Origin of the sequence: Microbacterium paludicola (genome assembly GCF_015235415.1) — a bacterium.
GTDB lineage: Bacteria > Actinomycetota > Actinomycetes > Actinomycetales > Microbacteriaceae > Microbacterium > Microbacterium paludicola.
This window is the reverse complement of record NZ_JADGLL010000032.1, coordinates 1-13,009: the sequence shown is the minus strand read 5'-3', so window position 1 is coordinate 13,009 and position 13,009 is coordinate 1. Positions and strand designations below refer to the sequence as shown.

The following is a 13,009-nucleotide window of genomic DNA, read 5'->3' as shown; positions in this document are numbered from 1 at the left end:
TCAGGAACGGTCGAGACGGTAGGCCGCCACCGCGGTGCCGCCGCGCACGCGCGCGCGGTCCTCCGCGTCGGGCAGGTGCGCGTCCAGCAGGGAGGCGACGTCGCGCCAGGCGGTCTCGTGATCGGCGCGCAGGGTGACGACGGGCCAGTTGCTCGCGAGCATCAGGCGAGCCGCGCCCAGCCGATCGACGACGTGGGCGACGGCGGGCCGGATGTCGTCGGCGCGCCACTCGGGCCACGCCGTCAGCACGTCGAGCCCGACGGACACCTTGAGCGCGACGTTCGGGCAGGTGGCGAGCTCGTTCATCCGCTCCCGCCACGGATCCCAGTCGCCGGTGTCGATCGGCGGGCGGCCGAGATGGTCGACGACGATCTGCAGCTCGGGAACCGCCCGCGCCAGCGCAACGACGGCCGCCGTCTGCTCCGCGGTGAGCGGCACGACGTCCCACGCGAGGCCACGCGAGGCCAGCTCTCCGAACAGGGTGCGCACCTCCGGTCGCGCCAGCCACTCGAGCGGGTCACGTCCGATCAGGCAGCGCACCCCCACGTGCTTCGGGATGCTCACGCGGGCGAGCTCGGCGCGGGCGGCATCCGGATCCTGCACGGGAAGCCACCCGACGACGCCCGCGACGCTCGGCTCCGCGGCGTAGGCGACGAGGCGGTCGTTCTCGTCGGGGCCGTCGACGGACTGGACGACGACGGTGCCGTCGATGCCGTGCGCGGCGAGCGCGGGGGCGAGGTCGGCGGGACCGAAGTCGCGGTCGAGGCCGGCGTGGTCGTGCGTCCGCCAGGGCTGATCCTGCGCGGCCGAGCGCCAGTAGTGCTGGTGCGCGTCGATGACGGGCATCATGCTCCCTTCCATTGCGGGTGCCGCCTGCCGGTGAACGCCGCGACGCCCTCGGCGAAGTCGGCGCTGCCGTAGCAGGCGAGCAGCAGGTCGTCGTTGTCGGCCGCGGGCACCGCGTCCTCGACCCGGCGCAGCGTCTGCTTCAGCGCGCGCAGGGTGAGCGGCGCGGAACGATCGATGCTCGTGAGGGTCTCGGCCAGGGCGGCGTCGAGACCGCCCTCGTCGACGAGGCGGTGGACGAACCCCGCCCCGGCGAGGTCCTCGGCGGGCACCAGCCGCGCCGCGAGCAGGATTCCCGCCGCGTGCGCTGCGCCCATCCGGTGAACGAGCCGCTGCACGACCGGCGCGGGAAGGCAGTTGCCGAGGGTGCGGGCGATCGGCGCGCCGAACACGGATCCGCGCTCGGCGATGACGAGGTCGCACATCGCGGCGATCGCGAGGCCGGCGCCGACGGCCGCTCCGGAGACGACCGCGATGGTCGGGACCGGGATGTCCCGGAGGGTGCCGAGCACGGCGCCGACCCGGTGCTCGTAGGCGAGCCCCGCCTCGCCGTCGAACCCGGCGAACTGCGCGATGTCGGTGCCCGCGGCGAAACCGTCCCCCTCGGCGCCGCGGACGACGACGGCACGGAGGGACGCATCGTCCTGGGCCTGGCGGCACGCGGCCTCGAACTGCTCGTACATCGCCCACGTCAGGGCATTTCGGCGACCCGGGTTCGACAGCGTCAGGGTCAGCACCGCCGCCTCGCGCGAGACGAGGACGGCGGGGTCGGCTGCGGTCACGACGCCGCCCCCGGCGCGTCGGCGGCGAGCGCGCCGAGCACTTCGGCGTCGTGCTCGCCGAGCAGCGGCGGCGGGGTGCGGACGGCGGCAGGGGTGCGCGAGAGGCGGATCGGCGAGGCGAGCACGTTCGTCGTCCCCTCCACCGGATGCTCGACGGTCGCGATCATCTCGCGCGCCTTCACGTGCGGGTCGTCCGTCAGCACCTGCCGGTAGTCGCGGATCGGCCCCGCCGGCACTCCCGCGGCGAGCAGCCGAGCGACCCAGTCGTCGGTCGTCGCGGTGGCGAGCAGGCGCTCCAGGTCATCGGCGAGCTCGACGCGGTGGTCCATCCGCGCGTTGTTGTCGAGGTAGCGGGCGTCGGTGATGAGCTCGGGGGCGCCGATCACCTCGCAGAGCCGACGCCACAGCTTCTCGTTGTTCGCCCCGATGGTGAGATAGCCGTCGGCGGTGCGCAGCGCCTGATACGGCGCCGACATCCGGTTCGCGGAGCCGAGGGGGCGCGGGCTCTCACCGGTCGACCAGAACTCCGTCGACTCCCACACCGACATCGCGAGCGCCGATTCGAACAGCGAGGTCTCGATCCGCTGGCCGACGCCGCTGCGCTCGCGCTCGATGAGCGCCGCGAGGATGCCGACCGCGCAGAACAGGCCGGATCCGAGATCTGCGATCGGGATCGCCGACTTCACCGGGGGCCGGCCCTCCTCGCCCATGATGCTCATCACTCCGGTCATCGCCTGGGCGATGAGATCGTAGCCGGGATAGGCCGAGTACGGGCCGGTCTGGCCGAAGCCCGAGATGCTGGCGTAGACGATGCGCGGGTTCGCCGCGCTGATCGCGTCGTAACCGACGCCCAGCCGGTCGGCGACGCCGGGCCGGAAGTTCTCGATCACGACGTCGGCGTCCCGCACCAGCTCGTAGAACCGCGCGAGGTCGGCGGAGTCCTTGAGGTCGAGGCGCACGCTGCGCTTGTTGCGGTTGAGCGACAGGAAGGCCCTGCTGTCGTCCCCCACGACCGAGTACCCCCACGAGCTGCGCGTCTGGTCGCCGCCCTTCGGGTTCTCGATCTTGACGACGTCGGCTCCGAGGTCGGCGAGCATCATCGTGCAGAACGGGCCGGACATGATCTGGCTGAGGTCGAGCACGCGGATGCCGTCGAGGGCGCCGGCGGCAGGGGTGGTTCGGGGCGACATGCAGAGCCTTCCTTGTCTGGTTCAGCGGATCAGCCGAGCGAGGCGTTCGCCTCGTCGAAGAACGTCTGCACCGCCTGCTCGATCGACGCGCGCTCGAAGCTGATGTCCTCCCATGCGCGCTTGAACGAGGCCTCGAACGTGGCCTGGTATCCCGGGGGGAAGACGATCGAGGGCGGGTCGTTCTCGATGATCTGCTGGTACAGCTCGAGCTCGTGCTTCTTGGTGTCCGGGAGGGAGTCGTCCGCGAGCAGGGCCTCCAGCACCTTCGTGTTGGTGGGCGCGCCGTTGTCGGCCGCGAACACCTTCCCCGCCTCGAGGTCGTTGGTGAAGAAGTCGATGAACGCCGCGGCCGTGACCGGGTTGTCGCACGAGGCCGGGATCGCGAAGCCCGACGGGTACAGCGCGTTGCCGGATCCCGCGGGGCCGCTCGGGTACGGAAGGGTCGTGATCTTCGCGTCGCCCTTGCCCGCGAGCGTCGCCGAGGCCGGTGTGAGCGCATTGCCGGGAAGGGTGTCGCTCAGCAGCTCGCCGTTGGCGAAGTAGCTCTGGTCGGTGGCGGTGGGCTCCTCGGCGGCGCGCTCGGGCGTCTCCGTGACCCCGGCCTTGCGCAGCTCGTCCCAGATCGTCCAGTACTCCGTCAGGTCGTCCTCGGTGAAGCCGAGCTTGCCGTCCTCGCCGAACAGCGACTTGCCGTTGGCGAGCGTCCAGCCGATGAAGAAGTTCGGGCGGCCGCCGCTCGAGTCGACGGCCTTGGTGCCGTCGGGAAGACCGGCCGAGGCCTCCTCGAGGAACGCGAAGTAGTCGTCCCAGGTGTAGCCCTCGGCGGGCAGCTCGACCCCCGCCTCGGCCGCGAGCGTCTCGTTCACGCCGACCGCGTCGTAGGCGGCGCCGTAGGGAAGGAAGTACAGCTTGCCGTCGGTGCCGCGACCGTTGTCGAGCACCGCCTCCGGGATGTCGCTGACGTCGATCTGCCCGGCCTCGATCATCGGGTCAAGCGGCAGCAGCAGGTTGTTCTTCGTGTAGTCGTTCACCTGGCGGCCCTGGACCTGCACGGCGCACGGCATCGACCTGCTGGATGCCTGCACGTTGAGCTTGTCCCAGTACGGGCCGAAGTCGGCAGACTGCCGGTCGGTCGTCACGCCGGGGTTCGCCTCCTCGAACATGTCGATGACCGCGTTGGTCTTCTGGTTGCGGGAGTCGCCGCCCCACCAGGCGATCGAGATCTCGCCCTCGATCTCGCCCTCCGGGGCCGCACCGCCGGCGGGAGCGGCGCCGCCGGCGCAGGCCGACAGGCCGAGTGCCGCAGTGGAGAGCAGGGCGACAGCGACGGTGCTGCGCGTGAACTTCATGGCTGTTCCTTTCGAGAACGGTGATGCAGTGAAGGAGTGGTGGTCACTTGAGACCGGTGGTCGCGATGCCTTCGATGAGCAGTCGCTGGGACACGATGAAGAAGCCGACGATGGGCGCGAGCGACAGGATCGCCATGGCGAACAGCGGGCCATACGTGCTGGCTCCGGTCGCGTCAAGGAAGGTGCTGAGGGCGAGCGGCACGGTCTTGATCTCGTCCTGGTTCAGGTAGAGCAGCGGGCCGAGGAAGTCGTTCCACGCGGAGATGAAGGTGAACATCGCGGTCGTGCCGATCGCGGGCAGCGACAGCGGCAGGATGATCCGCAGGAAGATCCCGACGTGCCCGCAGCCGTCGATCCGGGCCGACTCGTCGAGCTCGCGCGGGAGTCCGCGGATGAACTGGACCATCAGGAAGATGTAGAACGCTTCGACCCCCAGCCAGTGCGGCACAACGAGCGGCAGGTAGGTGTTGACCCAGCCGAGCGTGTTGAACAGCACGTACTGCGGCACGAGAGTGACGTGCATCGGCAGCAGCATCGTGCCGAGCATCAGCGCGAACAGCACGCGCTTCAGCGGGAACTCGAGGCGGGCGAAGGCATACGCCGCGAGCGTGCAGGCGAACAGGTTGCCCGCGATCGTGAGCAGGGTGACGACCGTCGAGTTCACGAAGTAGCGCGAGAAGTCGTATGACCCGGCGTCCCACCCCGCCGCGTAGTTCTCGAACGTGAGCCGGCTGCCGAGCAGGCCGATGCCGTTGAAGGCCTCGTTGCTCGGCCGCAGCGACGCCCCGAGCATCCACAGCAGGGGATACAGCATGATCACGAGCAGCGCGATCAGCAGCGCGTGGCGCACGATGGCGCGGAGGATCGGATTGCGCACGGGCCGCGACGGGTAGCGGAAGACGGAGCGCTTCTCCGGCGGCACGGTGAGGGTCAGGGTGGTCGTCATCACTTGTCTCCGTAGAAGACCCAGAACTTCGAGGACCAGAAGAACACCGCGGTGAAGGCCGCGAGCACCGCGACGAGCACCCAGGCGAGCGCCGAGGCGTAGCCCATGTTCAGCTGCGCGAAGCCCTGCTGGTAGAGGTACAGGGTGTAGAAGAGGGTCGAGTCGGCCGGCCCGCCGGTGCCGCCGCTGATGATGTACGCCGGCGTGAACGCCTGGAACGCGTGGATCGTGACCATCAGCGAGTTGAAGAAGATGATCGGCGTCATCATCGGGACCGTGATCGAGAAGAAGCGGCGTACCTTTCCGGCGCCATCCACCTCTCCGGCCTCGTACAGCTCGCGCGGAACCTGACGCAGCCCCGCGAGGAAGATGATCATCGTCGAGCCGAAGGCCCACACTGCGAGGGCGATGATCGTCATCAGCGCGGTATCGGGGCTTCCGGTCCAGCTCTTGTGCTCGATCCCGAAGAACCGCAGCACCTCGTTGACGATGCCCGCATCTCCCCACACGACCCGCCACAGCGCGGCGACGGCGACCGAGGCGCCGAGCAGCGACGGCAGGTAGAACAGCGCGCGGTAGCCGGTCAGGAACCCGATCTTCGAGTTCAGCAGCAGCGCGACGAGCATCGAGACGACGAGGATCAGCGGAACCGCGATCAGCACGTACACGAGGGTCACGACGATCGACGCCATGCCGCGGGTGTCCGACGTGAACAGCCTCGTGTAGTTGTCCAGGCCGATCCAGGTCGGCGCGGGGGCCAGCAGGTGGTAATCGGTGAACGACAGGTACAGCGAGTACAGCATCGGGCCGATCGTCAGCAGCAGCAGGCCGGCGATCCATGGCGCGAGGAAGCCGTAGGCGACCCACTTCTCGCGACCCACCCGCTTTGCGGGAAGCCGCCGCGGCGGTGCGGTGGGCGGGGCGGCGGCGCGCGCGTCCTCGACCCGCAGATCCAGCTGAGTCATGCGTTCCCTCCGTGCGTCGTGGTGTCGTTCGTCTCCGGCTGCCCGCTCGTTCGTGCGTGCGCCTCGATACGGTCGCCCGCGCCGGCCACAAGGGCGGCGGCATGCGACGCGTCGACGCCGGCAGCGAGCGCGGCGCGGGCGAACTCGGCGAGATCCTTGCGCCACGGGCGGGCCTCTGCGGGCGTGCCGGCCTCGTCGTACGACTGGGCGAGCTCGTCGAAGAAGGCGAGGTGGCGCCCCGCCCAGGTGTCCCCCGTCGACTCGGCGAGGACCGCGAGCGCATCCTCTTCGGACACGCCGTTCGCCGCGGCGAGCGCGAGCCCGTCGTGCAGGGCGGTCAGGGCCGAGAAGAGAACGAGCTGGTTCGCGAGCTTGACCGCGGAGGCGGCGCCGACGCGTCCCACCGGGAACACGCGCGACGCGAGGGCGTCGATCACGGGCCGCGCGCGGGAGGCATCGGCGTCGGAACCCACCAGCACGGTGAGCTCGCCGGCGCGGGCGCGGTCCGGGCCGCCACTGACGGGCGCCTCGACGAGCAGGATGTCCCGCTCGGCGAGCAGTGCGGAGGTCTCGCGGGCCCGCTCGGGGAGCACCGTGCTGACGAGGATGACCGTCTCGACGGCGCCGGTGCGCAGCTCGCCCCCGTCCTGGATGAGCTCGAGCAGGGCGGCCTCGTCGGGTGTCACGACGCAGAGCGTGCCGCAGGCGAGAACAGCCTCCGCGCCGGCTTCCGCTTCGGGTACGAGGGATGCGCGTGCGGGATCCGCATCGTGGACCGCGACATCGAAGCCGGCGTCGCGCAGGCGCTGGGCGATGGGCAGGCCGATGGCCCCCAGGCCAAGGACGCCCACGCGGGCTGTCGACTCGGACATCGTCGTCTCCGTTTCGGTTCTCGCCCCTCTTCGGACGTTGAGCTATTGTCTACAACATACGAAAGTCAGAAGGCAACACCTTCGGCTAGATTTCATCCCAACATCCGTCACAGGGGACCGGAGAAGCATGATGAGCGATCACGACGGGCCCGTCGGGCTGGACCATCGCATCAAGGCACCCAGCCTCGTGACGATGGCCGCGGAGACCATCCGCAAGCGCATCCTCTCCGGCGAGCTGCGCCCCGGGACCCGGCTTCTCGAGGAGCGCCTCACCGAGGAGCTCGACATCAGCCGGCCTCCGCTGCGCGAGGCGCTCCGGCTGCTCGAGAACGAGGGGCTGATCGAGCGCGCACCGCGGCGCGGCGCCTTCGTGCGCACCCTCACCGATCGCGACGTCGAGGAGATCCTGCCCATCCGGTCGGCGCTCGAACGCGTCGCGTTCGAGACCGGCATCCCGGTGAAGGACGCAGCCCGCCTCGAGCCCGCTCGCATCGCCCTGGAGGAGATGAGCCGCTGTGCGCGTGCCGAGGATCGCGGCGCGCTCGTCCAGGCCGGGTACGCGTTCCATTCGGCGCTGATCAGGATCGCCGGCAACACCCGGCTGGAGGCGATCTACGCGTCGGTGCAGCAGCAGATCCTTCTGTGCATGTCACTGAACCTGATCGCCAGGGAGCGGTTCTTCGAGGATCTCGAGGAGCACGTCGCGCGCCACGCGCGGCTGCTGCAGATCGTCGAGTCGGGCGATCGCGAGGCCGCGCTTGCCGAGCTGGCGGTCCACGGCGAGCGCTCCTTCGCCGTCGTGCACGAAGAGGGCCCGCGCTCGGCCGCGTCCTAGCCCCGCCCCCGCGTCAGCCGAAGAGCGGCCGCTCGGGCTCGAACGCGAAGGCCTCGCCCACGATCCCGGGGTCGACCTCGGCCAGGGTGGCCGGGCGCCACTTCGGCGACCGGTCCTTGTCGACCATCTGCGCGCGGATCCCCTCGGCCATGTCGGGCTGGGTCGCCATGAACCACGTCACGAGCACGAACTCCTGCGACACCGCATCCCGCAGCCCCCGCACCGCACGGGAGGACCGGATCGCTGCGAGCGTCACCGTGAGCGCGACGGGAGACCGCTCGGTGAGCGCGGCGAGCGCCGCCGCCGGGCTCACCTCCTCGCCCTCGCCGACGCCGTCCGCGGCGAGCGCACGAAGCCGATCCATGATCTCCGGGACGGTGTCCGCGGCGAACGCGTCGTCGATCCAGCCGCGCGCCCGCTCGATGGGCCCCGCGGGAAGCGTCTCGTCGAACAGCAGGACGAGCTCGGTGGGCGTCGAGGGGTCGGCGCGCGTTGTGAGCGCCTCGCGCAGCGACGAGAGCCGATCCGACGGCGCGAAGTGATCCGCGAACCCCGCGAAGATCGCATCCGCCGGGCCCATGACCCAGCTCGTCAGGGCGAGGAACTCGCCGATGCGACCGGGCGCCTGGCCGAGCAGCCACGAGCCGCCCGCGTCCGGCGTGAACCCGATGCGGGTCTCGGGCATCGCCAGCTGCGACCTCTCCGTGACGACCCGCACGCTGGAGTGCCCGGCGATGCCGATCCCGCCGCCCATCGTGACGCCGTCGGCGAAGGCCACGATCGGCTTCGGGTACTCGTCGATGTACGCGTTCGTTGTGTACTCGTCCCGGAAGAACGCCTCGGCCTCGGCGAGCCGCCCCTCGCGGATCGCGTCGTGGAGCACGCGGACGTCGCCTCCCGCGCTGAAACCGCGGTCGCCCACCGCGTCGAACAGCACAACCTGGACATCCGGATCCGTCAGCCACGCCTCGAGCACCTCGCGGACCGCGTGGAGCATCTCGCGCGTGACGGCGTTGATCGCCTCCGGTCGGTTGAGGGTGATGGTGCCCAGCCCGCCCTGGCGGTGGGCGAGCACGCGAGGATCCGACGTCGGGTAGGTCACGCGTCCACCGTAACCCGATGCCCACCGCCCGCCGCGGGCGCGACGCACCGCCGCCCCGAGAGCGCGAGGTGCGGGTCCGGCGGCGATCCGGCGCGGGTCCGGATCGCCCGGGACCCCCGTAATCCCGAGTATCCGCGGGTTGTCCGCCAAGATAGGGGGAAGGACCCGGGCACAGAGTCGCGCCCGGCCGAGAGACCTGTACAGGCACGAGAGGGAGCGGATGACCGACGGCAAGGTGCTGGAGTTCCGCGGAGTCACCAAGATCTTCGGTGACGTGGCCGCGGTGTCCGACTTCACCGCGCGCGTCGAGCCCGGCGTCGTCACCGGCTTCGTCGGCCCGAACGGCGCCGGCAAGTCGACGACGCTGCGCATCCTGCTGGGGGACGTCCGGCCCACCGAGGGCACGGCGCTGATCGGCGGGGTCCCCTACGCGAAGCTGTCGCAGCCGCGTCGCGTCGTCGGCGCGCTGCTGGAGAACCAGCAGTACCGCCCCCGACGCACGGCCGAGCGGCACCTGCTGTCGACGGCCCGCGCGATCGGCGTGCCGGCGACCCGCGTGGCCGAGGTGCTCGACGTCGTCGGGCTCGGCGGCGTGGGGAACATGCGCATCGGCGGCTTCTCGCTCGGAATGCGGCAGCGCCTGGGCGTCGCGGAGGCGCTGCTCGGCGACCCGGCGGTGCTGATCTTCGACGAGCCCGCCAACGGCCTCGACCCCGAGGGCATCCGCTGGATGCGCCTGCTGATGCGCCGCCTGGCGGACGAGGGACGCACGGTGCTGATGTCGTCCCACGTGCTCAGCGAGGTGCAGCAGGTCGCGGACAACATCCTGATCATCTCGAACGGGCGCCTGCTGTTCAGCGGCGGCATCGAGACGCTCGCCGACGTCGATGCGGTCGTCGCCGTCGACTCGCCGCACCGCTCGGCGCTGCGGGACGCACTGCGAGAGCGCGGCTACGAGTTCGAGCTGCTGCGCTCGGGGATCAACGTCGCCGCCGCGTCCACCTCCGAGATCGGCGAGCTCGCGGCGGAGGCCGGGGTGCCGCTGTCGTCGCTGCAGCTGAAGCAGCAGAGCCTCGAGGACGTCTTCCTGAAGATCGTCAACGGCACGTGGGCCGGGCCCGCGAGCGCCGCGGCGGATGAGGCCGGGGCAGAGGCGGAGGCGGGAGCCGAAGGCCAGGCCGAGGCCGCGCAGCCGGTCGCCGGCGAGGTTCCGCCCATGCCCGAGGCCGTCGTCGCCGACGCCGCTGACACGGAGATCGCCGCCGCCGAGAAGACCACGGATGAGGCCGGCGCGCAGGTCGAGACCGTCGACGAGCTTCCCTTCGCCCCCGCCACGGTGGACACCGAGGTCGCGGTCGACGAGCAGCCGATCGCCACGGTGCTGGACGCCCCGGCCCGCAGCTACGGCGATCCGCTCGCCTTCCTCACCCGCCCGCTCTCGGAGGTCGAGAAGGACGTGGTCGCCGGCGAGGCCGAGCTCATCGCCGCGTCGCCGGAGGGCGAGCAGCCGACGCCGGGCTGGGTGCCGACGCCGGAGGAGATCCCCTCCCCCCACCCCGAGGACGGCGACGATCCCGACGCGCTCGAGACGCCCGACTCGGTGATCGAGCTGCCGGATGGCGGCGACGCCGAGATCCCCGCGGAGACCCCGGATGAGGCCGCCGCCGAGGAGGGCGACGCCGACGGATTTGTCACCGACGCCGAGGCCGGCGAGCCGGTGGAGGACGAGCCGGGTCACCACGAGGCGGTGGAGGGCGAGCCTGTCGCCGAGCCCGTGGAGGGCGAGCCTGTCACCGAGCCCGCGGAGGGCGAGCCTGTCGCCGAACCCGCGGAGGGCGAGCCTGTCGCCGAACCCGTGGAGGGCGAGACGCCGGACGCGGCCGGTCAGCGCGCGCCGTGGCCGGGGCTCGACGCCTGGGCGCCGCCGTCCGAGCAGGACCACGAGCCCGCTGCGGACAAGACCGAGCCGTCGGATGAGTCCGAGCAGCAGCCGGAGGCATCCGCGCAGCCGGACGAGTCGGGAGAGTCGGACGAGTCGGAGGACTTCGCCGCGGACGGCGAGTCGGCCGAGGCCGACTACTCCCCCGAGGCCGAAGCCGAGCATGAGCATGAGCACCACGACGGTGAGCACCACGAGGGCGACGAGCACCACGGGGGCGACGAGCACCACGGGCAGCACCACGGCTGACCCGCGTCGAGCGCGGCCGGAACCGCGCGCCGGCTCAGCCCTCGGCTTCGCCGGCCTCCAGCCGCAGCGCCTTTGCCAGGGCGTGCCCGTGGCGGGTCGACAGGATCAGGCGGCTGAAGCGCGCGTCGCCGTCGAGGTCGATCACCACACCCGGGCGTCCGTGACGGATGGCGACGAAGTCGTTCCCCTGCGCCGAACGCCACGTGCCGAGCGAGAGCAGGCGCGGCAGGTGGATTCCCGGCGCGCGCACCCCTCGCAGCCAGGTCGCGGGTTCGTCGGTGAGCTGCAGCTTCGCGATCGAGCCGCGATCGATCCGGAGGTCGCCGCGCTGCGCGGCGAGAAGCCGCTCGACGCGCGTGAGCACGATCTCCAGCTGACGCTGGTCAAGAAGCAGAGTCACCATGGATCCATCCTGCCCGGTTCGGCACCGGCCCGCCCTCACAGGACGGCAACGATCGCTCGGCCCCTCGACCTGCTCGCGGTGCGAGACTGATTCGGTGACCCTGCTCGATCCGCACCGTGCCGGTCGGCGCCTCGACGCCGACGCCGCCGCTCTCGAAGCCGCGCTGACGCGCGCCGAGGCGGGCGAGGCGATCGGCGTGGACGATGCCGAGGCCCTGCTCGGTGCCGACGGGGAGGCGCACGACCGGCTGCTTGCCGTCGCCGCCCGCGTGCGCGACGAGGGCCTTGTCGCCATCGGCCGGCCCGGCGTGATGACGTACTCGCGCAAGGTGTTCATCCCGCTGACGACACTGTGCCGCGACCGCTGCCACTACTGCATCTTCGTGGACACGCCCGGCCAGCTGCTCAAGCAGCACAAGCCGACCTACATGTCGCGCGAGCAGGTGCTCGCCGTCGCTCGGCAGGGCCAGGCGCTCGGCTGCAAGGAGGCGCTGCTCACCCTCGGCGACCGTCCGGAGGACCGCTGGCCCGAGGCGCGCGCCTGGCTCGACGAGCAGGGCTACGCCTCGACCCTCGAGTACGTGGGCGACATGGCGCGCGCGATCGCCGCCGAGACCGGCCTGCTTCCCCACCTCAACCCCGGCATCATGACGCGCGACGAGCTCGACATGCTGCGCCCCACCGCCCCGTCGATGGGCGTGATGCTCGAGACCACCTCCCGCCGCCTCTACGAGGAGCCCGGTCAGGTGCACTTCGGTTCCCCCGACAAGGACCCGGATGTGCGCCTGCGGCTGCTGGAGGACGCGGGCGAGGCCCGCGTGCCGTTCACGACCGGCATCCTCGTCGGCATCGGCGAGACGCTGCGCGACCGCGCCGAGTCGCTCGTCGCGCTGCGGGAGATCCAGGATCGTCACGGTCACCTGCAGGAGATCATCGTGCAGAACTTCCGCGCCAAGCCGCGGACGGCGATGCAGGATGCGCCCGACGCCGACCTCGTCGAGTACGTCGCGGCGGTCGCTGTCGCGCGGCTCGTGATGGGGTCGGCGATGCGGATCCAGGTGCCGCCGAACCTGTCCGACCCGCAGGAGTTCGACCTGCTCGTGCGCGCCGGGGCCGACGACTGGGGCGGGGTCTCGCCGCTCACGGCCGACCACGTCAACCCCGAGCGCCCGTGGCCGCACCTGGATGACCTCGCCCGCTTCACCGCGGAAGCCGGCTTCTCTCTGAAGGAGCGCCTGACCGCGCACCCGCCGTACGTGAACGACGCCTGGCTCGATCCCGCCATCCGCGACGCCACCTACGCGCTCGCCGACCCGGACACGCTCCTCGCCCGCACCACCCCCGACGGGGCCCTTGTGCGCCCGCAGCCGGTGCCCCGTGCGAGCGAAGCGAGCGTGGAGCGAAGCGACAGTGCCACCCGCGCTGCCGGCGTCAGCGGATCCACCACCCCGGTCGTTGAGCGGAGCGAAGCGGAGTCGAAACGGCTTGAGCGAGCGAAGCGAGTCGAAAGCGGCGCCGCCGCCCCCTTCCCC

General features: G+C 71.4%; 12 protein-coding genes. 3 read left to right on the top strand and 9 right to left on the bottom strand.

The window, feature by feature from the left end:
- The 7 genes from IR155_RS11750 to IR155_RS11720 are packed head-to-tail and all read right to left on the bottom strand — an operon-like array spanning nt 1 to nt 6,950.
- Nucleotides 1-849, bottom strand: a complete 849-nt coding sequence (locus IR155_RS11750; RefSeq protein WP_167760773.1) for an amidohydrolase family protein — start codon at nt 847-849, stop codon at nt 1-3.
- Nucleotides 846-1,628, bottom strand: a complete 783-nt coding sequence (locus tag IR155_RS11745) for an enoyl-CoA hydratase (protein WP_135115014.1) — start codon at nt 1,626-1,628, stop codon at nt 846-848. The genes IR155_RS11750 and IR155_RS11745 overlap by 4 nt, the downstream gene beginning before the upstream one ends.
- Nucleotides 1,625-2,818: a CaiB/BaiF CoA transferase family protein gene (locus IR155_RS11740; protein ID WP_135115013.1), complete on the bottom strand. Its 1,194-nt coding sequence runs from the start codon at nt 2,816-2,818 to the stop codon at nt 1,625-1,627. The genes IR155_RS11745 and IR155_RS11740 overlap by 4 nt, the downstream gene beginning before the upstream one ends.
- A 29-nt stretch (nt 2,819-2,847) precedes the next feature.
- Complete coding sequence (locus tag IR155_RS11735) at nt 2,848-4,167, bottom strand: ABC transporter substrate-binding protein (protein WP_167760772.1); 1,320 nt, start codon at nt 4,165-4,167, stop codon at nt 2,848-2,850.
- Nucleotides 4,168-4,210: 43 nt separating this feature from the next.
- On the bottom strand, nt 4,211-5,113 hold the full coding sequence (locus IR155_RS11730; protein ID WP_135115011.1) for a carbohydrate ABC transporter permease: 903 nt from the start codon (nt 5,111-5,113) through the stop codon (nt 4,211-4,213).
- Nucleotides 5,113-6,078 carry a carbohydrate ABC transporter permease gene (locus tag IR155_RS11725; RefSeq protein ID WP_135115010.1) on the bottom strand — a complete coding sequence of 322 codons (966 nt, stop codon included), beginning with the start codon at nt 6,076-6,078 and terminating at the stop codon, nt 5,113-5,115. Before IR155_RS11725 ends, IR155_RS11730 begins: the two co-directional genes overlap by 1 nt.
- Nucleotides 6,075-6,950: an NAD(P)-dependent oxidoreductase gene (locus tag IR155_RS11720; RefSeq protein WP_135115009.1), complete on the bottom strand. Its 876-nt coding sequence runs from the start codon at nt 6,948-6,950 to the stop codon at nt 6,075-6,077. Before IR155_RS11720 ends, IR155_RS11725 begins: the two co-directional genes overlap by 4 nt.
- 130 nt (nt 6,951-7,080) lie before the next feature.
- On the opposite strand from IR155_RS11720, the gene IR155_RS11715 reads away from it, so the two are divergent.
- Complete coding sequence (locus IR155_RS11715; RefSeq protein ID WP_209306770.1) at nt 7,081-7,785, top strand: GntR family transcriptional regulator; 705 nt, start codon at nt 7,081-7,083, stop codon at nt 7,783-7,785.
- 13 nt (nt 7,786-7,798) lie between these two features.
- On the opposite strand, the gene IR155_RS11710 is transcribed toward IR155_RS11715, so the two are convergent.
- Complete coding sequence (locus IR155_RS11710) at nt 7,799-8,887, bottom strand: enoyl-CoA hydratase/isomerase family protein (protein WP_135115008.1); 1,089 nt, start codon at nt 8,885-8,887, stop codon at nt 7,799-7,801.
- Between the two features lie 220 nt (nt 8,888-9,107).
- On the opposite strand from IR155_RS11710, the gene IR155_RS16000 reads away from it, so the two are divergent.
- Entirely contained in the window at nt 9,108-11,075 is a 1,968-nt protein-coding gene (locus IR155_RS16000) for an ATP-binding cassette domain-containing protein (RefSeq protein WP_228067086.1), read from the top strand.
- Between the two features lie 34 nt (nt 11,076-11,109).
- Here IR155_RS16000 and IR155_RS11700 read toward each other — a convergent pair whose 3' ends face one another.
- The gene (locus tag IR155_RS11700; RefSeq protein ID WP_135115007.1) at nt 11,110-11,478 is read right to left on the bottom strand and encodes a hypothetical protein; all 369 of its coding nucleotides are present in this window, start codon (nt 11,476-11,478) and stop codon (nt 11,110-11,112) included.
- A gap of 94 nt (nt 11,479-11,572) precedes the next feature.
- Between IR155_RS11700 and cofG the strand changes: the two genes are divergently transcribed.
- Nucleotides 11,573-13,009 (top strand): 7,8-didemethyl-8-hydroxy-5-deazariboflavin synthase CofG (cofG, locus tag IR155_RS11695; RefSeq protein WP_322783522.1); only part of this gene is annotated, 1,437 nt, incomplete at its 3' end.